A 25,755-nucleotide genomic window follows, 5' to 3' on the forward strand; every position below is an offset into this window, starting at 1 on the left:
TCGGCGGATTGCCTTTGCCGGCCCGCGCCAGCACGTCGATTGCTTTGGCGACTTGGGCCGACTAGCCGACTGGTGAGCCGTTAGGACTAAGCTTGGACGGAGGCTGCGAGGTCTCAAGGAACGTGCAAATCGAGAGCGTCGCTTTGGCGATTGCCTCAAGAAATTCATCCATTTTCAAGCCCCGCATTCGAACTCGTTGCGACCACTCGCGCACCAACTTGCGGTAAGCAACTAGGTGTTCGCGCGCCCAACCCCGCTGATCGTTATTTCGCGAAATTGACCCAGTTAGAAACACCCGATCGATCGCGATATCCTCAAATCGGCTACGATGGTTTACATCATTCCGGGCTCGCAACTCTTGGTCGAATTCGTCCGCAAAGTGCTTGATGAATTTCCCAAATTCCGCGCCGTGATTTGGTTCGACTGCCTTTATTGCCTCGAAATATTTCTTCATTCTCTCCTTGAATTCGTAAAATCTACTGAAATACATTTCGCAAACGTTAGTCACATGACTATCGCGCGTTACGGGCAATCCTCGAAAGGGGTATCTCCGAAAATAATACTCACATTCTTTTAGGGAAAATATCGTTCGCTGTAGATCCAGATATTGTAGAATGACGGCATGTTGTTTTTCTATTTTTTCTGAGAAAACAAAGTCTGCTTCGAACGATTTGGCATCGGAGGGGAAGGGATCATCGAAATATAAAGTGCGGGAGAACCGCTTTCGCCGCCATTCTTTCCAACCCGGCTCGTTCTCGAGTTTGCTCATCCAATTTTGAACGGCATTTGACATCATGTCCCGATTCGTCTCGATCATCTAAAGCTACTTCCGAGGTGACGAGAAATGCTCTCTCAAGAAGTAGTGACAGGGCCCTGACGAGGTCAAGTCTTGCCGGTATGAGGCCCCCGCTCTCGCGGCGAAGCGCTGAGGGTCAAGAGCCACCGGGTTCCCGGCGCTCGTCTCGTTCAATCCAGCGTCCGCCGGTATCGCAGCAGCGCGATCGCCGCGACGCCCAGCCAGAAGGCAACCAGGGGCCAGATTTCGCCTGTCAGTTCAGGGATGCCGCTGCCTTTCAGCATGATGCCGCGCACCGAGCGGATGTAGTGGGTGAGCGGCAGGATCGAACCGATGACCTGCGCCCAGTCGGGCATGCCGCGGAACGGGAACATGAAGCCGGAAAGCAGGATCGAGGGCAGGAACCAGAAGAAGGTCATCTGCATGGCCTGCATCTGCGTCTTGGCGATGGTCGAGAACGTGTAGCCCAGCGTCACATTCGCCGCGATGAACAGGAAGGTGATGGCCACCAGCAGGGCCATCGACCCCATCATCGGCACGCGGAAGAGAACATTGGCGCAGAGGAGGATCACCGCGACCTGAAGGCAGCCGATGCCGATATAGGGCACGATCTTGCCGATCATGATCTCGAGCGGCGTCGCCGGCATCGCCATCAGGTTTTCGAGCGTGCCGCGCTCGCGCTCGCGCGTCAGCGCCAGCGCCGTCATCAGGATGGTCGTCATGGTCAGGATCGTGCCGAGCAGGCCCGGCACGATATTGTAGGCCGTGATGCCTTCCGGATTGAATCGGCGATGCAGCACGAGATCGATCGGCGAGGCCGTGGGCGCCGTACCCGCCATCGGACCTTTCAGATAGACGGCGAGCGCCTTGTCGACGATCTGCGGCAGCGCGCCCAGCGCATTGGCCGAGGCGGAAGGGTCGGTCGCATCAGCCTCGACCAGGATCTGCGGACGGAAGCCGCGGACGAGGTCGCGTTCGAAATCCGGCGGGAATGAAATGACATAGGCGACGCCGCCGCTGCGCATCATTTCGTCGGCTTCCGCCTCGCTGGCAAAGCCGGGGCGGATCGCGAAATAGCGCGAGCTGGCGAGGCCGGCCACGACCGAACGGATGGCGGGGCCGTTATCGGCGGAGGTGATCACCGCCGGTAGCTGCTTCGGGTCGGTGTTGATCGCATAGCCGAACAGCACGAGCTGCAGCACCGGGATCACCAGGATCATCGCGAAGGTCAGGCGGTCGCGTCGGAGCTGGATGAATTCCTTGATCATCAGCGCCCCGATGCGCGCCGGCGAGAAACGGCCACCGCCGTTCATGAGGCACCGTCCTTCGATGCGCGATCCTCGATCTGCGCCTGCTGCATCAGGCGGATGAACACGTCTTCGAGACTGGTCTCGCCGCTTCGCGCCGTCGCTCCGCCGCCCGACTGCGCGACGACAGCATCGACGGCGCGGCGGAGGGCATCGGCGTTGGAGCCGACGACATGGAGCTCGTTGCCGAACGGGGCCACCTGCTCGACGCCATCCTGGTCCTTCAGCGCGTCGGCGAGCCTCAATGTGTCGCCGCCCGTGACGATCATGGTGGTCAGGTGCGAGGCGGCAATCACCTCCGGAACCGTGCCGCGCGCGACCACCCTTCCATAGGCGATATAAATGATGCGGTGGCAGCGCTCGGCCTCGTCCATGTAGTGGGTCGAGACCAGGACGGTCAGGCCCTCGGCGGCGAGGCGATGGATCTCGTCCCAAAACTCGCGCCGGGCCTGCGGATCGACGCCCGCCGTGGGCTCGTCGAGCAACAGCAATTGCGGGCGATGCATTACCGAGGCGGCGAGCGCCAGGCGCTGTTTCCAGCCGCCGGATAGCGAGCCGGCAAGCTGGTTGCGGCGACGGGTGAGGCCAAGGCGATCCAGCGTCTCGGCCACCACCTCCCGCCGCGCTGGCAGATCGTAAATACGGGCGACGAAATCGAGATTTTCGCGGATGGTGAGATCGTCATAGAGCGAGAAGCGCTGCGTCATGTAGCCGACCTCGCGCTTGATCCGGGCCGAGTCGGTTCGGATGTCGAGGCCAAGGCAGGTGCCGCTGCCGGCATCGGGCCGGAGCAGACCGCAGATCATCCGGATCGTCGTCGTCTTGCCGGAGCCGTTCGGGCCGAGAAAGCCGACGATCTCACCGCGCCGAACCTCCAGCGCGACATCATCGACGACCTTGCGGCCGCCGAAACTCTTGGTGAGGCCCTCGATCGAGATTACCCGGTCCGAGGCCGTATCCGCCACGGTCGCTACTCCGCCGCCAAGGTGACGTCGACCGGCTGACCGGGCTCCAGCGACGCCGCCGCGCCCTCCGGCCGCGCCTCGACCCGGAAGACCAGCTTGGCGCGGCTCTGCGTCGAATAGATCACGGGCGGCGCGAATTCGGCCTCCGAGGCGATGCTGGTGACAATCGCCGAAAGGCCCGCCGCGCAGCCATCGCAGGCGATGGCGACGCGCTCGCCCGGATGGACGGACGCGCGGTTTGGCTCGGGAACGAAGAAGATGATCTTGCGGCCGCTATCGGGCAGCAGCGAAACGACCGGCTGGCCGGCCGGGACCATCTCGCCAATGCGAAAATAGGTGTCGTCGATGCGCCCGGCGGCCGGGGCGGCTCGCTGCCGGCGCTCCAGCCGGATGCGGGCGACGTCGACGGCCGCCGTCAGCGCTGCGACATTCTCCTCCGCCGCGCGGATCGCGTCCGGCCGCGCCGGCAGTTCGGCGACGCTCCGGCTGTGCCTGGCGGCGTCGACCCGTGCCGTTGCCGTGTCCAGATCGGCCTTGGCCTGATCGAGCGCTGCGGTGGAGGAAACCGCCTTGTCGGTGAGAGTGAGGTTCCGGGCATAGGACTTTTTCGCGGCATCAAGCGTCGCCTCGGCCTCGGCGCGCTGCGCGTCGAGGACCAGGATTTCCTCCGCTCGCTTGCCGGTCTGGAGATCGGCAAGCTGTGCTTCGGCGGCCGATTTCTGCGCCTCTGCTTCGACCAAGGCGGCCTGTTCGTCGCGGTCGTCGAGGGCGAAAAGGACCGCGCCTGCCGGAATCGCCGCGCCCTTCACAACATCGAGGCGGACGAGCCGTCCGGCCGCTTCGGGGGCGATCCGGACGAACTCTCCTTCAACGTAGCCTTGCGCGCTCGGCAGCTTCGAGCCGGACGAGCAAGCGGCCACGAGGAGCGGCAGCGCCATCGCCGCGCAGCGCACCAGCACCGCCGCGGCGAGCCGGCTCATCCGGTGACGCCACCCGCGAGCGGAGTCCCGAGGATCCGGTCTATGTTCTCCGAGGCGATGCGCTTGATCATCGACCTGTCGCTTGCTCCAAAGGCGCTCTTGGCCAGCAAGCGCAGGACGAGGGGCTGGGCAATGCAGAAGATCACGACCTCCCCCATCAGCATGAACGTCCGGATCGCCACGATCGGATCGTCGGCCTCCTGATCCAGCAGCAAGGCAATCAGACGATTCATGGTTCGGTGCGCCTGCGTCATGTAGGCGAAGGTGATGTCGAAGACCGGGGACGGCTCCATCTGCTCGCGCATGAGGAACCGACCCCAGAGCTCCGCTTCCTTGTCGCCGACCATCTTCTCGACATGGTCCTCCGTCAAGCGCTGGAGCCATTGCCGCGCCTCCGGCTTCTGCATATCGCCCGCATCGAGACGCGCATCGATGTCGACAAGCAGCGTTCCCGACCGCTTGCGCATCTGGGTGACGACGTGCTCCGCGACGGCGAGATGCAGAGCTTCCTTGCTGCCGAAATGATAGACGATCGCGGCGAGATTGGCATCGGCGCCGCGGGCGATCTCGCGCGTTGACGACCCTTCGAAGCCATAGCGTCCGAAGGCATCGAGCGCGGCCATGATCAGCCGCTCGCGCGTTTCCGCGCCCCTGTCCTGCTGAGCCCGGCGATAATGGCGGGAGCCGCGAGGCACGCCGGCGACAGCGGGCGTGCCGAAGCTGTAATCGATTGACATGAGACCTCCATGATCCTGCCCCAGCCCTTCATGAATCCTCAGGGCCCAATAGTCAATCGATCGATTGAATTTTTTAATCGTTCCAGCCTATCGATTTTCTGCGACAGAATGGCGCATAGGCGCTTGTCATAGGTGCGCGCGCGTAAGACACTCGTCCCGGGCGAAACGGGGGCACGACCATGATCTATCTTCTGGCGGTTCTGATCGGCATCATCGCGGGACTTCGGGCCATGACCGCTCCGGCGGCGGTGAGCTGGGGGGTTTTCCTGACCTGGTTCGCCGTTGGCGGCTGGGCCGGCTTCATGGGCCATTGGATTGCGGTTGCGGTGTTCACCGTTCTAGCCCTCGTCGAACTCGTCACCGATCAGTTGCCTTCGACGCCGAGCCGCAAGGTTCCGCCCCAGTTCGGCGCAAGGATCGTTTCCGGCGCCTTTTGCGGCGCGGTGATCGCCTCGGCCACGGGCTCGCTGATCGGCGGGCTGATCGCCGGCGCGATCGGAGCGGTGATCGGGACACTGGGCGGCGCGGATCTGCGCGGCCGCCTGGCAGCGTCCTTCGGCAGCGATCGGCCGGCCGCCCTCATCGAGGATGCGGTGGCGATTATCGGCGGCTTTGCGATCGTCGCTGCCGTCGCATGACGAAGCGCTTCGATGCCATCATCATCGGCGCCGGTCAGGCCGGGCCGCCGCTGGCCGGACGCCTCTCCGCCGCCGGCATGAAGGTCGCCGTCGTCGAGCGCAAGCTCTTCGGCGGCACCTGCGTCAATACGGGCTGCACGCCGACCAAGACGCTGGTCGCCAGCGCCTATGCCGCCCACTTGGCTCGCCGCGCCGCCGATTTCGGCGTCAGCGCCGGTCCCGTCACCATCGACATGAAGAAGGTGATGGCCCGCAAGGACGAAATCGTCGGCAAATCGCGCCACGGCATCGAGGACTGGCTTGGCGGCATGGAGGGCTGCACGGTCTTTCGCGGCCATGCGATGTTCGAATCGCCCACCACGGTCCGCGTCGGCGACGATGTCCTCGAAGCGCCGCGCATCTTCCTGAATGTTGGCGGCCGCGCCTCCGTCCCGCCGATGCCGGGGATCGACAAGGTCAAGGTGCTGACCAATACGACGCTGCTCGAGCTGGAGGAGCTTCCCAGCCATCTCGTCGTCGTCGGCGGCAGCTATATCGGGCTCGAATTCGGCCAGATGTTCGCCCGCTTCGGCTCGAAGGTGACCATCGTCGAGAAGGGGCCGCGCCTGGTCGGCCGCGAGGACGAGGACGTCTCGAAAGCGGTGGAGGATATCCTTACCGGCGAGGGCATCGCGCTGCGCCTCAATGCCGAGTGCATCCATTTCTCGCCTCATGCGGACGGGATTGCGGTCGGCGTAGACTGCACGTCCGGTGACCGCGAGGTCGTCGGCTCGCATGTGCTGCTCGCCGTCGGCAGGCGGCCGAACACTGACGATCTGGGGCTCGACAAGGCCGGCGTCACGGTAGATGCGCGCGGTTTCATCGTCGTCGACGATGAGCTCCGCACCAATGTTCCCGGCATCTGGGCAATGGGCGACTGCAATGGCCGCGGCGCCTTTACCCATACCTCCTATAACGATTTCGAAATCGTGGCGGCCAATCTCCTGGACGACGATCCGCGCTGCGTCAGCGACCGTACCGAATGCTACGCGCTCTATATCGATCCGCCCCTGGGCCGCGTCGGCATGACCGAAAAGGCCGTTCGCGCCTCCGGCCGCAAGGCGTTGATCGGAACGCGGCCGATGAGCCGTGTCTCGCGCGCCACCGAAAAGGGCGACACGCGGGGCTTCATCAAGATTCTGGTCGATGCGGAATCACACCAGTTCCTGGGCGCCTCGATCCTCGGCATTGGCGGCGACGAGGTGGTGCACGGCATTCTCGACCTGATCTATGCCAAAGCACCGTCCACGGTGCTGCAGCGCTCGGTCGCGATCCATCCAAATGTCTCGGAACTGCTGCCGACCGTCGTCGGCGAGCTTCGGCCGCTGACGTGAGCCGCGGTGAGGGAACGCTGTGACGACCATCACAGCATTCCGAAGCTTCAAAAATTATCCAATATTTCAATATACTTAGCTGGCGATCCCGACCCGGGCCGCGGCTTTACCTGCCGACCGGCCGGACGTAGACTGCGCGCCTCGGAAAAGGTGGCGTTTCGTCACGGGAGAGAATCATGCGTCGCAAAGGTTTGCTCGCCAGCCTCGCGCTCGGCCTCGCCATCGCGTTTGCGGGGCTCGCGGGTCCAGCGGAGGCCGCCGGACAGCGCAGCGTGATCACCAGCCGCGACGCCGACTATGCCGGCTTCGACTACCAGACCGTGAAGGACGTCGACCAGAAGGCCTGCGCTAGCGCCTGTCTTGCCGACAATACCTGCCATGCCTTCACCTATAATGTGAAGGCGCGCTGGTGCTTCCTGAAGAGCGATTTCGGCGCCTTGTCCGTATCGGCCGGCGCCATGGCCGGCCGCGTCATCACGCTAAAGCCCTTCGACAAGACGCTGGAGCAGAAGCGCACGGATGAACTCGCTTACCTCGGCCCGAGCCCGTTCGACGATGCAAGGCGCCAGGTCGGCAGCCTCGCCACCGACTATCCGACCGACGGCATGAGCTATTCCGCCATCCGCGCGGAGATCCAGCAGGCCCGCAAGGACGGCAAGATCGGCGCCGCCTCGCGCGCCCTCGGCGCCCTGCTCGGCATCGCGCCGGAAGACCCGGCCGACTGGCGCGATTTCGCCGACCTCCTGCTTCAGGTCCCGCCAGCCAATGACAATGAGAGGCAGATCTTCCCCGCCGCTGCCACGTCCGCGGCGATCAATTCCTACCTGCGCACCGAGGGCGTTCGCGACCAGGCGGTGACGCTCGGCCTGCTCGGCCATGCGCTGGAACGGCGCGATATGTGGAAGGAAGCGATCAAGACCTATCGCCTCGCCCTCACCTATCGCGACGATGCCGATATCCGCGCGGCGCTCGATAAGGCGGTGACGCAACACGGCTTCCGCGTCGTCTCCAATACGGTCGATGCCGATTCGGAATCGCCGCGCATGTGCGTCGTCTTCTCCGACCCGCTGCCGGTATCCGATCCGAAGCTGACCGATTTCGTTGTCGTCGAAGGCGGCACCGGCTTTGCCGTCGAGCCGCAGGACAATCAGATCTGCGTCGACGGGCTGAAGCATGGCAGCCGCTACACGATGCGCATCCGCGCCGGACTGCCCTCTGCCGATGGCGAGACGCTGGCCCAGAGCGCGGAAGTCTCCAGCTATGTCCGCGACCGCGCGCCGTGGGTCGGCTTTGCCGGCAATGCCTATGTGTTGCCTGCCGGACAGGGCGCCTCGATCCCGATCGATACCGTCAATACTGCCCTTGTCCAGGCCGAGGTCTACCGGATCGGCGACCGCTCGGTGGCGATCGCTGTGCGCGACGGCAATTTCCTGCGCCAGCTCGACACCTATAGTGCCGGCCAGATCGCCAGCCAGTCCGGACAGTCGATCTGGAAGGGAGAGATCGAGGTCGCCGGCAAGCCGAACGAGCTGGTGACGACGGCCATCCCGATCGGCGACGCGCTGAAGAAGGTCGAGCCCGGCGTCTATGTCATCACCGCGCAGGTCAAGACCGCCACGAACGACTACTACGGTGACCTCGCCACGCAGTGGTTCATCGTCTCCGACCTCGGCATTTCGGCGCTCTCCGGCGATGACGGCATCCATGCCGTGATCCGCTCGCTCGGCAGCGCCGAGGCGCTGGCCGGCGTCAAGATCAAGCTCGTCGCCACCAATGACGAGGTGCTCGGCGAAGCGAAGACCAACGCAGACGGCTATGTCCATTTCGAGCCGGGCCTCGCACGCGGCGAGGGCGGCATGGCGCCGCAATTGCTCGTCGCCGAGACCGAAGGCGGCGACTATGCCTTTCTCGATCTGAAGAAGACCGCCTTCGACTTGACCGATCGCGGGGTCGACGGCCGTCCTTCACCCGGCAAGCTCGACACGTTCCTGACGACGGAACGCGGTATCTATCGTCCCGGCGAGACCGTGCACCTGACGGCGCTGCTGCGCGATTCGCAGGCGAAGGCCGTTACGGGCCTGCCGCTGACGCTGGTCGTCGACCGACCGGACGGCGTCGAGCATCTGCGCGTCAAACTGACCGACCAAGGCGCTGGCGGCTATTCCTATGACATGCGCGTGCCGGATGGGGCCCAGCGCGGCGCCTGGCGTTTTGCGCTCTATGCCGATCCGGATGGGAGCGCGCTTACCGAAGTCTCGACTTTGGTCGATGATTTCGAGCCGGAGCGCGTGGCCTTCGAACTGTCCACAAGCGTGACGCGGCTGACCTCCGGCCAGACATTCCCGATCGATCTGACGGCCAAATATCTCTATGGCGCCAAAGCGATCGGCCTCGGCGTCAATGGCGAAATCATCGCGACGCCGACCGACACGATGAAGGAATATCCGGGCTACAGCTTCGGACTCACCGACGATCCGGTCGAGACCGTGCGCGATTCGCTCGGCGGGGTCGCCATTACCGATGATGACGGCCGCGCCACCCTTGAGGCGACGGTGCCGGAATTGCCAGCGACGACCAAGCTTTTCGACGCCGAGATCGTCGTGCGCGTCACCGACACCAATGGCCGCGCCGTCGAGCGGCGGCTGAACCTGCCGGCCAATGCCGGCGGGCCGCATCTCGGCATCCAGGCGAAGTTTGACGACGGCGGCGTCCCGGAAGGCTCGAATGCGCAATTCGACCTGATCGCGGTCGGATCGGAGGGCCAGCGCATCGAGGCGAAGGGCGTCACCTGGACGATCGAGAGGCTCGAAACCAATTACCAGTGGTATCGTCGCGATGGTGCTTGGAAATATGAACCGATCACGACCGCGAGCCGCGTCGCCAATGGCACGGTGGATATCGGCACCGACAAGTCCGTTCCGGTCGAGGCCAAGGTCGATTGGGGGCATTATCGCCTGACCGTGGCGCTGGCGGGCGAGACCGAGACCTCATCGAGCGTCGAGTTCGATGGCGGCTGGTATGTCGACGCCTCAGCGAAATCCGAGACGCCGGACATGCTCGCCGTGTCGCTCGACAAGCCGGGATATAAGGTTGGCGAGACGGCCAAGTTCCGCCTCGATCCTCGCTTTGCCGGCATCGCGCAGATCATGGTGATCGACAATCGCGTCATCGACATGAAGACCGTCGCGGTTCCCGACGGCGGCACGGTGGTCGATCTTCCGGTCACGCAGAACTGGGGGCCTGGCGCCTATGTGACCGCGACCTTGTTCCGCCCGATGGATGTCGCGGCGAAGCGCATGCCGTCGCGCGCGCTAGGCCTCGCCTGGGTTCCCGTGGATCCGGGTGACCGCAAGATCGCCATCGAGCTCGGCGTCGAGGACCAGATCCGTCCGCGCGGGCCGTTGACCATCCCCGTCAGCCTCACCAATGTCCCGGCAGGAACCGACGCCTATGTCACGGTCGCCGCCGTCGATGTCGGCATCTTGAACCTGACCGGCTTCAAGACGCCGGCGCCGGATGACTGGTATTTCAGCCAGCGCCGTCTCGGCATGGAGCTGCGCGATCTCTATGGCCAGCTCATCGACCGCATGCAGGGTGTGCCCGGCAAGCTGCGCTCCGGCGGCGACGGATCGCCGGCCGGCCTCAAGGCGCCGCCGCCGACCGAAAAGCTGATCGCCTATTACTCGGGCATCGTGAAGGTCGGCACGGACGGCAAGGCGACGATCACCTTCGACGTGCCGGACTTCAATGGTTCGGTCCGCGTCATGGCGATGGCCTGGACTAAGGATGGCGTCGGACATGCCGAGAAGGACGTGATCATCCGCGATCCGGTCGTGGTGATGGCGAGCCTGCCGCGCTTCATGACACCGGACGACCAGAGCCGCATTCTGGTCGAGATCAACAATGTCGAAGGCGAGGCCGGCGATTATCGCCTCGCCGTCGATGCACCGGGCCTTACCATGGATCCGGGCGATGCCGACCGCTCCGTTCGGCTTGAGAAGGAAGGCCGCGCCACGCTGGCCCTGCCGATCACAGCGAAGGACATCGGCGATCACCCAATCAACGTCACCCTCGCAGGACCGAATGGCGAGAGCTTCGGGCGCAGCTACATGCTGGGTATCCGCCCGGCCGGCCAGCCGGTCTCGCGCCGCTCGCTGATCTCGCTGGCGCCGGGAGCAAAACTCACCGTCGACAAGGGCGCCTTCGCCGAGTTCAAGCCGCAGACGACGAGCGCGACGCTCGCGGTCGGCGGGTCGGCGCGGCTCGATGTCGTGGCGATCCTCGCCTCGCTCGACCGTTACCCTTATGGCTGCACCGAGCAGATCACGTCCAAGGCGATGCCGCTTCTCTACCTGAACCAGGTGGCGGCGACGATCGGCATCGCGCAGGACAGCGAGATCCGCAAGCGCATCCAGGCGTCGATCGGCAAGGTGCTCGACAACCAGGCAAGCGCCGGCTCTTTCGGCCTCTGGGGGCCGGGCTATGACGATTTGTGGCTCGACGCCTATGTTTCCGACTTCCTGACACGGGCGAAGGCGGCTGGTTATGAGGTGCCGGAAATCGCCTTCGGCAATGCGCTCGACAATCTCGCCAACCGCGTCGGCTATGCCCAGGACTTCGACAAGGGCGGCGAGGCGATCGCCTATGCGCTCTATGTGCTGGCGGCCAATGGCAAGGCGGCGATCGGCGATCTGCGCTATTACGCAGAGACGAAGCTGAACAGCTTCGCCACTCCGCTGGCGCAGGCGCAGATCGGCGCAGCCCTCGCCCTCTATGGCGACAAGGCCCGGTCGGCGGACGTGTTCAAGGTCGCTGTCGCCAATGTCCGCTCGGGCTTCGGCCCGACGCCGGCCTATCGCGAGGATTATGGCTCGTTCCTGCGCGATCAGTCGGCCGTCCTCACGCTCGTGGCCGAGACCAACGATACCAGCGTCGACCGCAAGGCGCTGGTCGACGAGATCGTCTCCAGCCGTGACCATCGCCGCTTCATTTCGACCCAGGAGCAAGGGTGGATGCTGATGGCGGCGGCCTCGTTGATGAAGGATATCCAGAACGCGACGCTCGATGTCGACGGCAACAAGGCCGAGGTGCCGCTCTATCGCAAGCTCCTGGGCACCGATGTCGAGGATCGGCCGCTGGTGGTCGAGAACACGTCGGGCATACCGCTCGACGCGGCACTGACGCTGACCGGCATTCCGCTCGATCCCGAGCCGGCCGGCGGCGACGGCTTCACTATCGAGCGCCGCTACTTCACGCCTGACGGCACCGAGGTCGATCCCTCAACGGTCGCGCAGAACGACCGCCTCGTGGTTGTGCTCAAGGTGAATGCGAGCGAGGCGCGCTTCGGGCGGATTCTGGTCGTCGACCCGCTGCCCGCGGGCTTCGAGATCGAAAACCCGAACATCTCGTCCTCGGGCGACACCTCGTCCTATGGCTGGCTGACCGCCGAACGCAGCATCGCTCATACCGAAGCCCGTACCGACCGCTTCGTCGCGGCACTGACGCGCTCGTCGACTGATCCGACCGAGTTCTCGGTCGCCTATGGCGTTCGGGCCGTCTCGCCGGGCAAGTTCGTCCATCCGGCGGCGACCGTCGAGGACATGTACGATCCCGACCGCCAAGCTCATACGGACACGGGCATGGTCGAGATCGTCGGGCCGACGACGACAAAGTGAGACGTCGATGAAAGCCGCCGATCAGCCCTCTCCCCCTGTGTGGGGGAGAGTTGGAGACGGAGGTAACTCCGCGCCCTCTCCAGATGCAACGCTCTATTCCCCGGCAGACCGACCTCCCGGCCTCCCCCACAAGGGGGGAGGAGGGAAATGGCCGCGCCGGCTCGCCATGGCGGGGCTCGTCGTTGCGTCGCTCACCTATTTCAGCTTCGCCGGCCTTTCCGGCGCCATGCATGACATCACCGCCAAGCTCCCGCCGGTCCCGAACCCGGCGCAGGTGGCAACGTCGACGGTCATCCTCGACCGGGCCGGCGATCTGCTGCGGCCCTATACGATCGCCGATGGCCGCTGGCGCCTGCCGGTGACGCTCGCGGATGTCGATCCGACCTTCATCGCCATGCTAAAGGGCTATGAGGATCGCCGTTTCGCGGAGCATCACGGCGTCGATTGGCGCGCGCTTGGCCGCGCTGCCGGGCAGATCGCGCGGAACGGCCACATCGTCTCGGGCGGCTCGACGCTGACCATGCAGGTGGCCCGCCTGCTCGAAGGCGCCCCGACGCGCGGATTCCCTGAAAAGCTCCAGCAGATCGTGTTCGCGCGCGAGATCGAGGATCGGCTCGGCAAGGACGACATCCTCGCGCTCTATCTGGCGCTCGCACCCTATGGCGGCAATCTCGAAGGCGTCCGGGCGGCGAGCCTCGCCTATTTCGGCAAGGAGCCGCGCCGTCTCACCGTCGCCGAATCGGCGCTGCTCGTCGCCCTGCCTCAGGCACCGGAGGCGAGGCGCCCCGACCGCGACCCAAAGGCTGCCAAGGCAGCGCGCGACCGCGTGCTCGATCGTCTCGTCGCGGCCGGCATGCTCGACACCGAGACGGCCGCCTCGGCCAAGACGGAACGAATTCCCAAGGCGCGCAAGATCTTCCCCATGCTGGCGGCCCATCTCGGCGATGCCGGCCGCAAGGGCCATCCAAACACATCCGTCATTCGCCTTACGCTGGACGGGCGGCTGCAGAAGAAGCTTGAGGAACTGGCGTCCGACCGCGCCCGCGCCGTCGGCCCGAAGGCATCGGTGGCGATCGTCGTCGCCGACCATCTGACCGGCGAGATCCTCGCCTCGGTCGGCTCTGCGGATTTCATGGATAGCGGGCGCAACGGCTTCGTCGATATGACCAACGCCATCCGCTCGCCCGGCTCGACGCTGAAGCCGCTCATCTACGGCCTCGCCTTCGAGCAGGGCATTGCCCATCCGCAAAGCCTGATCGAGGACAGGCCGACCGCCTTTGGCGGTTATGCGCCGGTCAATTTCGACGGCTTCTATCGCGGCACGGTGACGATTCATGACGCACTGACGGAATCGCTGAATGTTCCGGCGGTGCAGGTGCTCGACGCGGTCGGGCCGGCAAGGCTGGTCGCGCGATTGAAACGCGCCGCCGCCAATCCGAAGCTGCCGGACCTTTCGGCGCCCGGACTTGCGATCGGCCTCGGCGGCGTCGGCATCACGCTCAATGACCTCGTCTCGGTCTATGCCGCACTGGCCCGCGGCGGCCGACCGGTCGCGCTGCATGACGGCACCCGCGCAACCCCCGTCGCCAGCGACACGGCACCGATGCTGGAACCGCTCGCGGCCTGGTATGTCGCCGACATCCTGGCCGACGTGCCGCCGCCGACCATCGGCGCCCGAGGCCGCATCGCCTACAAGACGGGAACCTCCTATGGCTATCGCGATGCCTGGTCGATCGGCTTCGACGGACGCTATGTCATCGGCGTCTGGGCCGGACGGGCCGACGGCGCCCCGGTTGCGGGTCTTTCCGGCATCGGCACGGCGGCGCCGGTTCTGTTCGAAGCCTTCGACCGGCTGGGCGGCAGCCGTGCGCCGCTGCGCGCCGCACCCGCCGGCGCGCTGATCGCGTCGAATGGCGAATTGCCGGCGCCGCTGAAGCATTTCCGCCGTCCGGGCATGCTGGCCGGCAAGGCGCCCGACAATCCCGAAATCGCCTTTCCGCCCAATGGCGTGCAGGTCGATCTCGGCATCCGAGCCGGCGATCCGGCGCCGCTCATGATCAAGATTCGCAACGGCAAGCCGCCCTTCACCTGGTTCGCCAACGGCACCCCGATCGCGCAGACGCCCTTTGCCCGCTCGGAAAGCTGGGAGCCGGATGGGCCGGGATTTGTTACCTTATCGGTGGTCGATTCGGCCGGTCGCTCCGACCGGGTGACGGTGTTCGTCGAATAGGCCCCATTGGGAGCCACGCCGATTTCGTCCCTACGTCTCTACTGGATGCAGCATTCCCGTTTCTACATCGCCGTCGCGGCGGGATTGATTGCCTTTGCGCTCCTCAGCGTCGTCTCGCGGGAAATCGCGGCGATCGCGGCGGGCGACGTGTTCTTCATCGTCTATCTCGGCGCCATGATCCTGATGGCCTCGCGGTCGACGCTCGAAAAGCTGCGCGATCGGGCCAGAACCGAGGATGAGGGCATCGTCGCGATCGTCGGCCTCACCGCGCTGGCGATCGCCTTTTCCTTCATCTCGATGTTCAGCTTGCTCGGCAAGGACGCCAATCCGTCGACGCTCCAGCTGCTACTGGCGATCGCCAGCATTCCGCTCGGCTGGGCGGTGCTGCACATGCTGTTCGCCTATCATTATGCCCGGCTCTATTACGCGCCCAAGGGCAAGCGGGGCGGCAAGCCATCCGATGCCGGCGGGCTGGACTTTCTCGATACACCCGAGCCCGGCATCATCGAGTTCATGTATTTTTCCTTCATCATCGGCTCGACGGCGCAGACCGCCGACGTGAACCTGCGCTCGACCGGCTTCCGCAAGGTCGTGCTGTTCCACGGCATCGCCTCCTTCGTCTTCAACACGGTGCTGCTGGCGCTGGCCGTCAATGTGGCGGCGTCTCTGGTCCAGTAGGCGGGCTGGCATCCGCGCTCCCGCTATCGGTTTGACCGAAGCGTTGGAGGATCCACAGTTCGATCGGCTTCGCCACCATCAGGATGACGAAGACGAGCACGAGGGCGATGACGACCAGCGACCAGTTGGCGAGGCCGCAGGCAATGCCGAGCGTCGCCGCCATCCAGACCGTCGCAGCCGTCGTGACGCCGCGCACCAGTTCCTCATGCTTGCCACGCCGCAGGATGGCGCCCGCGCCGATGAAGCCGATGCCGGCCAACACGCCCTGTATGGCGCCCTGAAGCCCCCGGCTCAGCGCATCGGCATGGCCGGCAAATTCGGGCACGGAAATGGCGGTCATGGTGACGAGGGCGGCGCCGAGCGCCACCAGCGCCAGCGTCCGCATCCCCGCCGTCTTCTCGCGTGCATCCCGGTTGATGCCGATCAGGAAGCCGCACAGCGTCGCAAGGCCGAGCCGCAAAGCTTGATCGAGAAGGACCGAAGTCAACAAATCCGCTTCCTCGCCGGCTTGGGCGCCCACTCGGCACCCGCATCCGGCGGAGTCTACTGCCAGCTCAGCTTTCCGCAAACGGCCGCGTGAGGCGAATGGTATCGCGGCGAAGCTTCAAGCCGAAGCCTGGTCGATCCGACACCCCGATCTTTCCATCCACCGGCACGTCGTCGCCATCGAAGAGGCCACCGAAGACCGGCAGGACCTCCTCGCCATAGGGGCTCATGTTCACATATTCGCAGAACGGGATATGCGGCTGCGAAATGACGAAATGATAGGAATAGGCACCGGAGGCATGCGGCACGACGGGGATGTCATAGGCCGCCGCCATGGCCGAGACGCGCAGCGCCTCGGTAAGCCCGCCCATCCACATCACATCGGGCTGGAGGATGTCGATCGCACGGCCCTCGATCAGCTGGCGAAAGCCGTAGCGCGAATATTCGTGCTCGCCGGTCGTCCATTTCATATCGGGAACCCGCTGCTTCAGCAGCCGGTGGCCTTCGACATCATCCGGCGAAAGCGGCTCCTCGATCCAGTGGATGGCGAGCGGGCGCAGCGCCTCGGCAAGCTCCACCGCATAGCCGACATCAAGAGACATGTAGCAATCGACCATCAGCGGAAAATCCGGGCCGATGCGCTGGCGATGATGGGCGAGAAACTCGTAGTTCGCCCGAAGGCCCGCCTTGCCGTCCGAGGGGCCATGCGGCAGCGGCACCTTGCCGCCCCAGAAGCCCATCTCCTTGGCGATGTCCGGACGCGGGCCGGTGCAATAGAGCGAGAGCTGGTCGCGCGCCTTGCCGCCGATCATGGCGTAGACCGGCTCGTCACGGACATGGCCGAGCGCATCCCAGAGCGCGAGGTCGACGACCGAGATGGCGGCGAGGGTGATGCCCTTGCGGCCATAGGGCATCGAGGCCCGGTACATCTGGTCCCACATCCGGTTGATGTCGTGGATGTCGGAGCCGACGAGGAAGCGGCGGAAGTGTTTCTCGATCATGAAGCAGGCTGGCGGGCCGCCAAGGCCGGTGGCGACGCCGACGATCCCGCCTTCCGTCTCGATCTCGACGAGGATCGAGCCCAGCACGGCGATGCCCCAGCTCGTGCGCGAGGCCTTGTAGTCGGCATAGGCCGACATGGGATTGGCGATCAGCGTGTCGATCAGCCAATGGCCCTTCTCGCGGGCATGATAATCGCCGCCAGCGCCCTGCGCATCGATGGTGTAGGCACGAACGTCGACGATCCGGTCGCGGCGCATTTTCTTTTTGTCCTACTGGAGGTTCACGAACATGCCGCCATCGACCAGCAGCGAGGCGCCGGTGACATAGCCGGCGAGGTCGGAGGCGAGGAAGACGACGCATTTCGCCACCTCGACCGGCTCGCCGATCCGGCCGAGCGGAACGCGCTTGCTGAAATGATCGAGCTTGTCGGGCGTCAGGTCGTCGCGGTTGATGTCGGTCAGGATCGCACCCGGCATGACCGAGTTGCAGCGTATGCCATGCGGCCCGAGCGCGATCGCCACCGACTGCATCAGCGAATGCACCCCGGCCTTGGTTGGCGTGTAATGCGTCTGCATGGAGCCGCCGACCAGCGCGCTGATAGAGGAGACGGCGACGATCGCCCCGCCCTCGCCCTGTTTCACCATCTGGCGGGCGGCTGCCTGCGTCGTGAAATAGGCTCCTTCGAGATTGACATCGACGACCTTGCGGAAGAGGTCGACCGGCATGTCGAGGAAGGCATGGAACGGGCAGATGCCGGCATTGGAAACATGGATGTCGAGCCGGCCGAAATGCTGGACTGCCGCGTCGACCAACCTCTCGCCGGTAGCCGGATCGGCGACATCGCCATCGACCAGCACGCCCTCGCCGCCGACTTCGCGCACTTCGGCCAGCGTCTCTTCGCCGGCGGCGTCGCCGCCATCGGCCGAACGGAACTGGTTGATCACGACGGCGGCGCCGTGGCGCGCCAGCTCGACGGCGCAGGCCCGGCCGATGCCGCGCGAGGCTCCGGTAATGATGGCGACCTTCCCCTCCAGCAGCATCGAAACCTCCTAGCTCTCGATCGGCGGCAGGCCGCAGGCGGCGCGCAGATCCGCATCGCGGATGTCGATCTCTTTGCCGGCGAAGGGATTGCCAGCCGGCCCGCAGAGCCGCGCGATGGCCTTCGCCGGAAGCGCCGGATCGGCCAGCGAGCTTCGCTCCAGCTGGCTGACCGGATTGATGCCCGAGGCGCGGATCTCGGACTGCATGGCGGTATCGACCACGCCCGGCGCGAAGCCGAAGACGCGGATGCCGGAGGCGGCATATTCGAGCGCCAGCATCTGCGTCACCATGGCGAGGCCGGCCTTGGCGGCGCAATAGGCCGTCCAGCCTTCGAGGGGCCGATGCGCGGCGCCGGAGGAGAGGTTGACGATCGTGCCGCGGCCCTTCGCCAGCATGCCGGGCAGGACCGCACGCGCCATCAGCGCCGCGCCGGTCAGCGTCGCATTGATATTGGCGGCGAAGGCCAGGGGATCGACGCTGTCGAGCCGGCCGATCGGACCGATCAGGCCGGCATTATTGATGAGGATGGTCGGCGGCGACAGGCGGCGCTCGACCTCGCGGACCAGCCATTCGATCGCGATCGGATCGGACACATCGCATGGCAGCGCCACGCCGCCCTCGATCTGCTCGGCAACCTTCTCGGCATCGGCCTGTTTGCGGGCCGTGACGATGACGCGGGCGCCGGCCTCAGCCAGGGCGACGGCTGTGGCGGCGCCGATGCCGCGCGCACCGCCGGTGACGATCGCGATCTCGCCTTCGAGCGATTTGGCCATCAGTCCATCCGCCATTGCAGGGGCAGCAGGAAGGGGAAGTTCGTGCGGCTGTCGACCTCGACGCGCATGATCGGCGCCATCCATTCGCCCCAGCGCTTGTTGACCGGATCGACCGCGAGCATCGCTGCGGTCTTCGCGAAATCATCGGTCTCGAAATAGCCAAACAGCGTCAGGCCGTGCTTGAAAATGTTGTAGTTGCGGATGCCGGACGCCGTCAGCGCTTCCAGCATCTCCGGCCAGATCTCGTCATGGCGCTTCTTGTATTCTTCCTCGTATCCGGGGCGGATTTCGAGAATCCAGGCGTAATGTCCCATCGTCCTCACCTTGCGAGATAATCGTGCACGATCCGGCCGGGCACGAGCGTGAAATCGGCGCGCCAATGGACGCCGTCGAGCATGTCGATCACCGGCAGCCGATGCACCGGCGCCTGCGCGTTCGGCCGGAGTTCCACCGTGCACGGCCCGCCCCAGCATTCATGGACGACGACATCGGTCAGCCGCCGCGCCGTCAATTGCCGGATCGCCGGCCGGCCGTCGATATGGTCGATCGCCTTCAGATTGATGTTCTCGGCGAAATCAAAATGCGCCTTTAGACTGTCGAGGCTGTCGCGGCGCTGCTTGTAGGCCATTGTGCCGGTCAGGATGTCGATGCCGTTGCGCTCGACCGTGCCGACGACCAGATCGCCGCGATGCTCGAGCTTGGGATGCCCCAGCTTCTTCGGCTGGCCGTGGATCTCACGGCCATGGCTGACGCCGACCTCGGACGAGAGGAACAGATAGGGCGAATAGGAGCCAGCGAGCTCCGTTCCCGGCAGGCGGCAGCCGATCGAGACGTTCGACTCGCCATAGGGCCCGAGCCATTCCGTGTCGTTCATCTTGTAGATATGGGCGAGCACCACGTCGCTGGTCGGCACGAGCGGCGGCGGCAAGAGGCGCGCGACGGCAGCCTCGCTCGTGCGCCAGACGATCGTCAGCACCTCGATATCGCGGAAGGCGAACGGGAAATGCGGGATCGTCGGCGCATCCCAGGGCGTCGAGAAGCCGCCCTGGATGATGTCCTCTTCCGTCAGGCGATCGAGACCGCCGCGGCGCAGATCCTTGCTCATGTCACCGGCTCCATCATGTCACGGGCTCCTTGGGCGGGGCGATGCCATAGCCGACGAAGCCGCCGGTGACGTTCAGGAGTTCGCCGGTGACGAAGGACGCACCCGGCGAGACGACATAGGAGACGGCGGCGGCGACATCGGCGGGCCGGCACCAGCGGCCGACGGGGATCGTCTTCAGCACCTGCGCCTCAAAGGCTTCCCAGGAGAGGCCGAGCTTCTTCGCCTTGTCGCGGAACTGCGCCTCCATGCCGGTGCCGGGACCAACATGGCCGGGGGCCACGGCGTTCACCGTGATGCCATAGGAGGCGAGCTCGACCGCGAGGCACTGGGTCAGGCCCCAGACGGCGTTCTTCGAAGCAATATAGGCGCTCGAATAGGGGTTCCCGAAGCCGAGACGGGTCGCGATATTGACGATCCGGCCGCGTTCGGCGCGCATCATCGGCTTGGTCACGGCGCGGCAGGTCAGGAAGGTGCCGCGCGAATTGACCCGTTGGATGCGGTCCCAATCGTCGACGCCGGTTTCCGAGACGAGCTTCTGCAGATGGATGCCGGCGCAATTGACCAGCACGTCGATGCGGCCATGACGATCGAGAACACCGGCAAAGCCCTCATCGACCGAGGCCTCCTCGGTGATGTCGACGCCGAGCCCAGCGCCGCCGAGCGGCGCGGCGACGGCACGCGCCGCCTCGCCGTTCTGATCGGCGACGACGGTGAAATAGCCGTCGGCGGCGAGGCGCGCGGCAATCTCCCGGCCGATGCCGCCGGCGCCGCCGGTCACGATCGCAACGGGTTTTTCGCTCATGATTGCCAGCCCCTGACGAGGTCGCGCATGCGGATCGTCTCGGTCAGGATGTCGTCGTAGAGCGAGTTCATGTAATCCTGGAACGTATATTCGATGGAAAGACGGCCGGAATAGCCGGCCTCGCGCAGCGTGCCGAGCTCGGCCGCGATGTTGATCGTGCCCTTGTCGAGCTTGGTCTGCAGTTCACCGATCTTGGACTGGCGGAGATGCACATGCGCCGCATGTGGCGCCAATACGTCGATCTCGTCCTGGCGCCAGCCGAGACAGGTGAAATGGGCGTAATCGAGCGTCAGCTTCAGCCCCGGCACCTTGTCGATCAGTTCCAGCACCAAAGCCGGGCTTTCGAGATAGGAATGGACATGCGGCTCGATGGTGAGCGTCACGCCCGCCGCCTGCGCGACCGGCAGCAAGTCCCGCAGGCTTGCCGCCGATACTTCCAGCGCGTCGCGCCGGTTCTGGCCGGGATTGATCACACCCGGCAGCACAAAAACGGTGGGGATCGCCGCTGCCTGGCAGAAACGCGCAACCTGGCGGAAATCGGCGAGATTGCGCTCGATATGGCGTTCGTCGGCGAGATTGCGGTCGGCGAGGCTGTCGCCGAAGAGATGATAGAGGTTGGGCAGGTCGATCCCGAGCGCCAGCACGCGCTCGGCCGCCCGTTCCGGTTCGGCCAGAAGCGCCACCTTGTCGATTGCCGGTCCGAAGAAATAGCCGAGATCGAGCGAGCCGATGCCCAGCACCTTGGAGATTCCGGCGGCCTCTTCCAGCGTGCAGGCGGGCAGCGACCAGGAGGTGAGCGAAAGCTTCATCATCGTCCCCCTCAGACCGCTTCCATCCGGCCGCTCGCCGCCGAGCGGTACATAGCGTCGAGCACCTCGACCGCCCGCTGGCCGACCAGGCCCGGCGAACGGTTCTCGAAGGGCGCGCCGCGGGCGATGTCGACGAGAAGCTCCACCGGTTCCTCGCATGCATAGCCGCCCTCGCCGGGTGCCATCGGCACGATCGTGTCGTTGCCGTCGCGGCGGTGGATTTCGAGGCGCTGTCGCTCGATGTCGAGCAGCAGCATGCCCTCGGAGCCGAAGAGGCGAAGATCGATCTGGAACGAGCAATGCTTGGGCACGGTCGACGAGCCGGAGAGGGCCCCGGTAGCACCATTCGCGAACCGCACCACCGCCGCATCGTAATAGTCGACGCCGGTCGGCGAGCGACCGAATTCGGCAAAGACCCGCTCGGGCTGGAGGTCGGATATGCGGAACAGCAGGCCCAGCGCATGAACGAGCTGGCCCCAGCCATAGCCGCCGGAGCGCTTCGGATCGGCCCAGGTCGAGGCCGGAGGGCGGAACATCGCGCCTTCCGTCTCCTGCATCGGCTTGCCGGCCATCAGATCCTCGAGCGCCGAGGCCATTTCCAGCTTTACATGCTCGATACGGCCGATCGCGCCGGCAGCGACCAGTTGATGGGCGCGGTCGGTGAACGGCTTGAAGTTCCAGCCATAGGGAACGACGATCTCCCGGCCGGCGGCCTGCGCCGCGGCGACGATGGCGCGCGCGTCGGCCGCGTTGGTGGCGAGCGGCTTCTCGACCATCACGTGGCAGCCTTTGGCCAGCGCCGCCAGCGCATGCTCATGATGGTTGACATGCGGCGAGGCGATGATGACGGCGTCCATGGGGACGACGTCCAGCATCTCGCGATAATCCTCGAACGCCGCCGGCACGTCGAATTCGGCCGCGACGGCGGCGAGTTCGTCGGCGCCGAGCCGGTTGACCGCCACGATCTCGCAATTCGGATTGGCCTTCAGCAGCGGCAGATGGTTCACCACCGCCCACCATCCGGCTCCGATGACGCCGATACGCGCCTTCCTCGTCACAATACCTCTCCCATAAAATTGCCGATCGTCTCGTCGGCCGTCATTCCCGCGCGCGCGCCATCGCCTCCAGCGTCGAGCGATGCACATTCGTCATGTGGACTTCCATTGCCTTGCCCGCCGCCTCGGGATCGCGGGCGGCGAGCGCTGCGACGATGAGCTGGTGATCGGCATAGGACTGGCGCGTCACCCCCGGAGTCTCGGCCGCGATGCGGCGATATTCCATGCCGAGCACATAGAGCGACGACGAGATCTGCACGAGGAAGGGGTTGTTGGTCGATTCCATGATCACGCGGTGAAACTCGGAATCGGCGACGCGGAAGCCGAGTGGATCGGTAATCAGATCCTTCTGCACGACGATCAGATTGCGCAGCCGCTCGATGTCGGCGTCGACCATGCGCTCCGCCGCGAGGCGGCCGATGCGCGCATCGATGATCAGCCGCGATTCATAGAGCGCGTCGACATTCTCGATGTTGAGCGTGATCAGGAACTGCAGCGGCGCCAGCAGGTCGGAGGCATCGAGCGACGAGACATAGATGCCGCCGCCCTGCTTGACCTTCAGGACGCCGAGGATCTGCAACCCGCGCAGCGCCTCGCGCACCGAGGGCCGGCTGACCTGCATCATGGTCGCCAGTTCGCGCTCCGGTGGCAACTGGTCGCCGGGCTTCAGATTCTTGGAGCGCACGAGATCGAGCAGGTGCTTCGCGACCTTCTCGGCCACGGAGCTCCTTTCGATCGGTGCGAAATCTCCGCTGAGGTTCACTCAATCCCCCAGGGCACGGGTGCGGATCTGGTCGAGGCTGACGGCGAGCATGAGCACGACGCCGCGCGTCACATCCTGCCAGAACGAGGAGACGTTGAGCAGGGTCAGGCCGTTATTGAGCGTACCGAGAATGAGGATCGCCAGCAGCGTGCCCCAGACGGAACCGCGTCCGCCGTTCAGGCTGGTGCCGCCGAGGATGATGGCCGCGATCACGGTCAGGAGATATTGCCCGGCCGAGGTCGGCGCGGCGGCGCCGAGCATGGCGCAAAGGATGATACCGGCGACCGCGCCGGACAGCGCCGAGACGACATAGAGCACGATGATCGTGCGATCGACGGGAATGCCGATCAGCCGCGCCGCCTCGGCATTGCCGCCCGAGGCATAGACGAAGCGGCCGAACCGGGTGCGCGTCAGCACGATCCACAGCGCGACGAACGTCACCGCCATGATGATGAGCGGGATCGGCACACCGGCGAAGCGGCCCTGGCCGACCCAGTTGAAAGTCGGGAACATCATCGGCCGCGTCAGGCCGCCGGTCAGCACCAGCGACAGGCCGGAAACGATGCTCATCATGCCGAGCGTGACAATCAGAGGATTGAGCCGGAGCCGCGTGGTGAACAGGCCGTTGACGATGCCGACACCGGCGGCAACCACCAGCGACAGGGCCACCGCGGCCCAGATATCGAGCCCCGTGCCCTGCAGGATCGAGATGACGACTCCCGTCAGTCCGGCGATGGCGGCAACGGAAAGATCGAGCCCGCCGGCAATGATCAGCGGCGTGCCCGCCGCCGCCATCAGGCCGACAAAGGCGATGTTCTGTCCAATCGACAGCATGTTGCGGATCGAGAGGAAGAAGGGCGACAACACCGAGAAGACGATGATCAAGGCGATATAGAAGACGAGCAGCACCGCGACGCCTGACCAGGGCTTGCCGAGGAGGCTGGTCATCAGGCGGCGATTGGCGGAACTCGTGTCGGAGACGGCGGCCATCTTCGTATCCTCAGGCAGCGGTAAAGGCGGGGTCGTCATTGGTGGCGGCCATCAGATCGGCAGCCGTGGCACCGCGATCGAACCGGCCGACGATGCGGCCGCGATCGAGTACCAGCATGCGGTCGCCGATTCCGGCAACCTCTTCGACATCGGAGGAGAGGACGAGCACGGCAAAGCCTCGATCGGCCAGTTCGCGCAGCTTGCCGTAGATCTCCTTGCGCGCGCCGACATCGACGCCGCGCGTCGGTTCCTCGAGGATCAAAAGTTGGACGCCGTCGACCAGCCAGCGGGCGATGCAGACCTTCTGTTGGTTGCCGCCGGAAAGCGTGCGCAGTTTCTGTTCCGGCCCGCGCGTGCGGATGCCCAGCGCCTTGATCCAGTGGTTGGCATTGTCGGTCTCGGCTTCTTCCGAGACGAAGAGGCCGCGCTCGTAGCGCTCCTGGAAGGTGAGCGCCATGTTCTCGCGCACGGTCAGATCGGCGATGATGCCTTCCTTCTTGCGCTCCGCCGCGACGAAGCCGATGCCGGAAAGCTTGCCGTCGCGTGGCGATAGGGGCCGATAGGTGCGGCCGGCGAGCGTGATCTCGCCCGTCTTCAACGGGCCGAGGGCGCCATAAAGCGCGCGGCCCAGGATCTCGACGCCGGAACCGACGAGGCCGAAGACGCCGAGGATCTCGCCGGCCCGGATCGAGAAATCGATATCGTTCAGCTTGCCGGGAATGGTGAGCTTGTCGACGGCGAGAACATCGGCGCCTGGCGTGCTGCCGCCGCCCACGGCATAGAGATCGCCGACCGTGTTGCCGAGCATGGCGGATAGCACATCGGCCTGCTTCGTCTGAGCTGTGGCGAAGGTGCCGGCATTCTTGCCGTCGCGCAGCACGACGATCTGGTCCGAGATCTCGAACACCTCGGAAAGATAGTGCGAGATATAGACGACGGAGACCTGCTGCTCCTTGAGGCGGCGGATGATCTTGAAGATCAAATTCGCCTCCTGCTCGGTCAGCGCCGCCGTCGGCTCGTCCATGATCAGGATGCGGGCCTGTCCGGCGAGCGCCCGCGCAATCTCGACGATGCGCTGCTCGGCGACGGAAAGGCGCTTCATCGTCGTTTCGGGATCGATGGAGGCGAAGCCGAGCTGGTCGAGCAATTCGCGCGAGCGGCGCCGCATCGCACCGTCATCCACGGTCAGGAAGCCAAGGCTACGCTTCATCGGGAGATCGCCGACGAAAATGTTCTCCGCGACGGTCATGTCCGGCATTATCGATATTTCTTGCGGCAGCAGGCGGACGCCGACCGCCACTGCCTCGGCCGGTGAACCGAAGGTCACCTCCTGCCCGTCGATCGCGATCGTGCCGGCGTCGCGGGTGTAGAGCCCGGTCAGGATCTTCATCAGCGTCGATTTGCCGGCGCCGTTGGAGCCGAGCAGCGCCACGACCTCGCCGGCCGCGACGGTGAAATCGACATTGGAGAGCACCGGCACGCCGCCGAAGGACTTGCCGATGCCCTTCATCGTGAGGCGCGGGGTAGCGAAGGAATTCATCAGGCGTGTT

At 65.2% G+C, this 25,755-nt stretch carries 22 protein-coding genes; 5 read left to right on the forward strand and 17 right to left on the reverse strand.

Translation table 11 applies throughout. From position 1 onward, the window contains the following. Window positions 1-61 precede the first annotated feature (61 nt). From OSH05_RS07025 to OSH05_RS07045, 5 genes are all read right to left on the reverse strand, one after another. Window positions 62-817: a hypothetical protein gene (locus OSH05_RS07025; RefSeq protein WP_104216924.1), complete on the reverse strand. Its 756-nt coding sequence runs from the start codon at window positions 815-817 to the stop codon at window positions 62-64. A 149-nt stretch (window positions 818-966) separates the two neighbouring features. After that, a complete protein-coding gene (locus tag OSH05_RS07030; RefSeq protein WP_104216923.1) occupies window positions 967-2,109 on the reverse strand; it encodes an ABC transporter permease in 1,143 nt (380 codons plus the stop codon). Beyond that, the gene (locus OSH05_RS07035; RefSeq protein WP_104216922.1) at window positions 2,106-3,068 is read right to left on the reverse strand and encodes an ABC transporter ATP-binding protein; all 963 of its coding nucleotides are present in this window, start codon (window positions 3,066-3,068) and stop codon (window positions 2,106-2,108) included. Before OSH05_RS07035 ends, OSH05_RS07030 begins: the two co-directional genes overlap by 4 nt. Window positions 3,069-3,073: 5 nt before the next feature. Next, complete coding sequence (locus OSH05_RS07040) at window positions 3,074-4,048, reverse strand: HlyD family secretion protein (protein WP_104216921.1); 975 nt, start codon at window positions 4,046-4,048, stop codon at window positions 3,074-3,076. After that, window positions 4,045-4,785 (reverse strand): CerR family C-terminal domain-containing protein, encoded by a 741-nt coding sequence (locus OSH05_RS07045; RefSeq protein ID WP_104216920.1) that lies wholly within the window; start codon window positions 4,783-4,785, stop codon window positions 4,045-4,047. Before OSH05_RS07045 ends, OSH05_RS07040 begins: the two co-directional genes overlap by 4 nt. Window positions 4,786-4,964: 179 nt before the next feature. On the opposite strand from OSH05_RS07045, the gene OSH05_RS07050 reads away from it, so the two are divergent. The 5 genes from OSH05_RS07050 to OSH05_RS07070 all read left to right on the forward strand — a co-directional run bounded on the left by OSH05_RS07050 (window position 4,965) and on the right by OSH05_RS07070 (window position 15,379). Beyond that, window positions 4,965-5,423, forward strand: coding sequence for a DUF4126 domain-containing protein (locus tag OSH05_RS07050; protein WP_104216919.1), 459 nt, complete (start codon window positions 4,965-4,967; stop codon window positions 5,421-5,423). Next, the gene (locus tag OSH05_RS07055) at window positions 5,420-6,796 is read left to right on the forward strand and encodes an FAD-containing oxidoreductase (RefSeq protein WP_104216918.1); all 1,377 of its coding nucleotides are present in this window, start codon (window positions 5,420-5,422) and stop codon (window positions 6,794-6,796) included. The genes OSH05_RS07050 and OSH05_RS07055 overlap by 4 nt, the downstream gene beginning before the upstream one ends. A gap of 176 nt (window positions 6,797-6,972) precedes the next feature. After that, complete coding sequence (locus OSH05_RS07060) at window positions 6,973-12,471, forward strand: alpha-2-macroglobulin family protein (RefSeq protein ID WP_104216917.1); 5,499 nt, start codon at window positions 6,973-6,975, stop codon at window positions 12,469-12,471. A gap of 166 nt (window positions 12,472-12,637) precedes the next feature. After that, window positions 12,638-14,701: a penicillin-binding protein 1C gene (gene pbpC / locus OSH05_RS07065; RefSeq protein WP_104216916.1), complete on the forward strand. Its 2,064-nt coding sequence runs from the start codon at window positions 12,638-12,640 to the stop codon at window positions 14,699-14,701. 45 nt (window positions 14,702-14,746) lie between these two features. Next, the gene (locus OSH05_RS07070; RefSeq protein ID WP_104216915.1) at window positions 14,747-15,379 is read left to right on the forward strand and encodes a DUF1345 domain-containing protein; all 633 of its coding nucleotides are present in this window, start codon (window positions 14,747-14,749) and stop codon (window positions 15,377-15,379) included. Here the strand turns inward: OSH05_RS07070 and OSH05_RS07075 are convergent. The 12 genes from OSH05_RS07075 to OSH05_RS07130 form a co-directional block, all read right to left on the reverse strand. Then, entirely contained in the window at window positions 15,351-15,866 is a 516-nt protein-coding gene (locus tag OSH05_RS07075; protein WP_104217639.1) for an MgtC/SapB family protein, read from the reverse strand. The two genes, OSH05_RS07070 and OSH05_RS07075, sit on opposite strands and share 29 nt — an antisense overlap. A 67-nt stretch (window positions 15,867-15,933) precedes the next feature. Continuing rightward, on the reverse strand, window positions 15,934-17,124 hold the full coding sequence (rhmD, locus tag OSH05_RS07080; RefSeq protein ID WP_104216914.1) for an L-rhamnonate dehydratase: 1,191 nt from the start codon (window positions 17,122-17,124) through the stop codon (window positions 15,934-15,936). 12 nt (window positions 17,125-17,136) lie between these two features. Further along, window positions 17,137-17,907, reverse strand: coding sequence for an SDR family NAD(P)-dependent oxidoreductase (locus OSH05_RS07085; RefSeq protein ID WP_104216913.1), 771 nt, complete (start codon window positions 17,905-17,907; stop codon window positions 17,137-17,139). Window positions 17,908-17,916: 9 nt separating this feature from the next. Then, window positions 17,917-18,681 (reverse strand): SDR family NAD(P)-dependent oxidoreductase, encoded by a 765-nt coding sequence (locus OSH05_RS07090; RefSeq protein ID WP_165801414.1) that lies wholly within the window; start codon window positions 18,679-18,681, stop codon window positions 17,917-17,919. Beyond that, entirely contained in the window at window positions 18,681-18,995 is a 315-nt protein-coding gene (locus OSH05_RS07095) for an L-rhamnose mutarotase (protein ID WP_104216911.1), read from the reverse strand. The genes OSH05_RS07090 and OSH05_RS07095 overlap by 1 nt, the downstream gene beginning before the upstream one ends. Before the next feature lie 5 nt (window positions 18,996-19,000). After that, window positions 19,001-19,786 (reverse strand): acetoacetate decarboxylase family protein, encoded by a 786-nt coding sequence (locus tag OSH05_RS07100; protein WP_104216910.1) that lies wholly within the window; start codon window positions 19,784-19,786, stop codon window positions 19,001-19,003. A gap of 13 nt (window positions 19,787-19,799) precedes the next feature. Next, window positions 19,800-20,588 carry an SDR family NAD(P)-dependent oxidoreductase gene (locus OSH05_RS07105; protein ID WP_104216909.1) on the reverse strand — a complete coding sequence of 263 codons (789 nt, stop codon included), beginning with the start codon at window positions 20,586-20,588 and terminating at the stop codon, window positions 19,800-19,802. After that, complete coding sequence (locus tag OSH05_RS07110) at window positions 20,585-21,400, reverse strand: sugar phosphate isomerase/epimerase family protein (RefSeq protein WP_266352106.1); 816 nt, start codon at window positions 21,398-21,400, stop codon at window positions 20,585-20,587. Before OSH05_RS07110 ends, OSH05_RS07105 begins: the two co-directional genes overlap by 4 nt. 8 nt (window positions 21,401-21,408) lie before the next feature. Then, window positions 21,409-22,455, reverse strand: a complete 1,047-nt coding sequence (locus OSH05_RS07115) for a Gfo/Idh/MocA family protein (protein ID WP_266352107.1) — start codon at window positions 22,453-22,455, stop codon at window positions 21,409-21,411. A 40-nt stretch (window positions 22,456-22,495) separates the two neighbouring features. Beyond that, entirely contained in the window at window positions 22,496-23,173 is a 678-nt protein-coding gene (locus tag OSH05_RS07120) for a FadR/GntR family transcriptional regulator (RefSeq protein WP_165801413.1), read from the reverse strand. 42 nt (window positions 23,174-23,215) lie between these two features. After that, window positions 23,216-24,205 carry an ABC transporter permease gene (locus OSH05_RS07125; RefSeq protein WP_104216906.1) on the reverse strand — a complete coding sequence of 330 codons (990 nt, stop codon included), beginning with the start codon at window positions 24,203-24,205 and terminating at the stop codon, window positions 23,216-23,218. Between the two features lie 10 nt (window positions 24,206-24,215). Further along, on the reverse strand, window positions 24,216-25,745 hold the full coding sequence (locus OSH05_RS07130; protein WP_104216905.1) for a sugar ABC transporter ATP-binding protein: 1,530 nt from the start codon (window positions 25,743-25,745) through the stop codon (window positions 24,216-24,218). Window positions 25,746-25,755: the final 10 nt, after the last annotated feature.

Origin of the sequence: Kaistia algarum (assembly GCF_026343945.1) — a bacterium.
GTDB classification, from domain to species: domain Bacteria; phylum Pseudomonadota; class Alphaproteobacteria; order Rhizobiales; family Kaistiaceae; genus Kaistia; species Kaistia algarum.

Bases quoted from the DNA above. Each gene is read 5' to 3' on its own strand.
- OSH05_RS07025 (WP_104216924.1), bottom strand. From the start codon at position 817: ATGATCGAGACGAATCGGGACATGATGTCAAATGCCGTTCAAAATTGG.
- OSH05_RS07030 (WP_104216923.1), bottom strand. From the start codon at position 2,109: ATGAACGGCGGTGGCCGTTTCTCGCCGGCGCGCATCGGGGCGCTGATG.
- OSH05_RS07040 (WP_104216921.1), bottom strand. From the start codon at position 4,048: ATGAGCCGGCTCGCCGCGGCGGTGCTGGTGCGCTGCGCGGCGATGGCG.
- OSH05_RS07045 (WP_104216920.1), bottom strand. From the start codon at position 4,785: ATGTCAATCGATTACAGCTTCGGCACGCCCGCTGTCGCCGGCGTGCCT.
- OSH05_RS07050 (WP_104216919.1), top strand. From the start codon at position 4,965: ATGATCTATCTTCTGGCGGTTCTGATCGGCATCATCGCGGGACTTCGG.
- OSH05_RS07055 (WP_104216918.1), top strand. From the start codon at position 5,420: ATGACGAAGCGCTTCGATGCCATCATCATCGGCGCCGGTCAGGCCGGG.
- OSH05_RS07060 (WP_104216917.1), top strand. From the start codon at position 6,973: ATGCGTCGCAAAGGTTTGCTCGCCAGCCTCGCGCTCGGCCTCGCCATC.
- pbpC (WP_104216916.1), top strand. From the start codon at position 12,638: ATGGCGGGGCTCGTCGTTGCGTCGCTCACCTATTTCAGCTTCGCCGGC.
- OSH05_RS07070 (WP_104216915.1), top strand. From the start codon at position 14,747: ATGCAGCATTCCCGTTTCTACATCGCCGTCGCGGCGGGATTGATTGCC.
- rhmD (WP_104216914.1), bottom strand. From the start codon at position 17,124: ATGCGCCGCGACCGGATCGTCGACGTTCGTGCCTACACCATCGATGCG.
- OSH05_RS07085 (WP_104216913.1), bottom strand. From the start codon at position 17,907: ATGCTGCTGGAGGGGAAGGTCGCCATCATTACCGGAGCCTCGCGCGGC.
- OSH05_RS07090 (WP_165801414.1), bottom strand. From the start codon at position 18,681: ATGGCCAAATCGCTCGAAGGCGAGATCGCGATCGTCACCGGCGGTGCG.
- OSH05_RS07095 (WP_104216911.1), bottom strand. From the start codon at position 18,995: ATGGGACATTACGCCTGGATTCTCGAAATCCGCCCCGGATACGAGGAA.
- OSH05_RS07100 (WP_104216910.1), bottom strand. From the start codon at position 19,786: ATGAGCAAGGATCTGCGCCGCGGCGGTCTCGATCGCCTGACGGAAGAG.
- OSH05_RS07105 (WP_104216909.1), bottom strand. From the start codon at position 20,588: ATGAGCGAAAAACCCGTTGCGATCGTGACCGGCGGCGCCGGCGGCATC.
- OSH05_RS07110 (WP_266352106.1), bottom strand. From the start codon at position 21,400: ATGATGAAGCTTTCGCTCACCTCCTGGTCGCTGCCCGCCTGCACGCTG.
- OSH05_RS07125 (WP_104216906.1), bottom strand. From the start codon at position 24,205: ATGGCCGCCGTCTCCGACACGAGTTCCGCCAATCGCCGCCTGATGACC.
- OSH05_RS07130 (WP_104216905.1), bottom strand. From the start codon at position 25,745: ATGAATTCCTTCGCTACCCCGCGCCTCACGATGAAGGGCATCGGCAAG.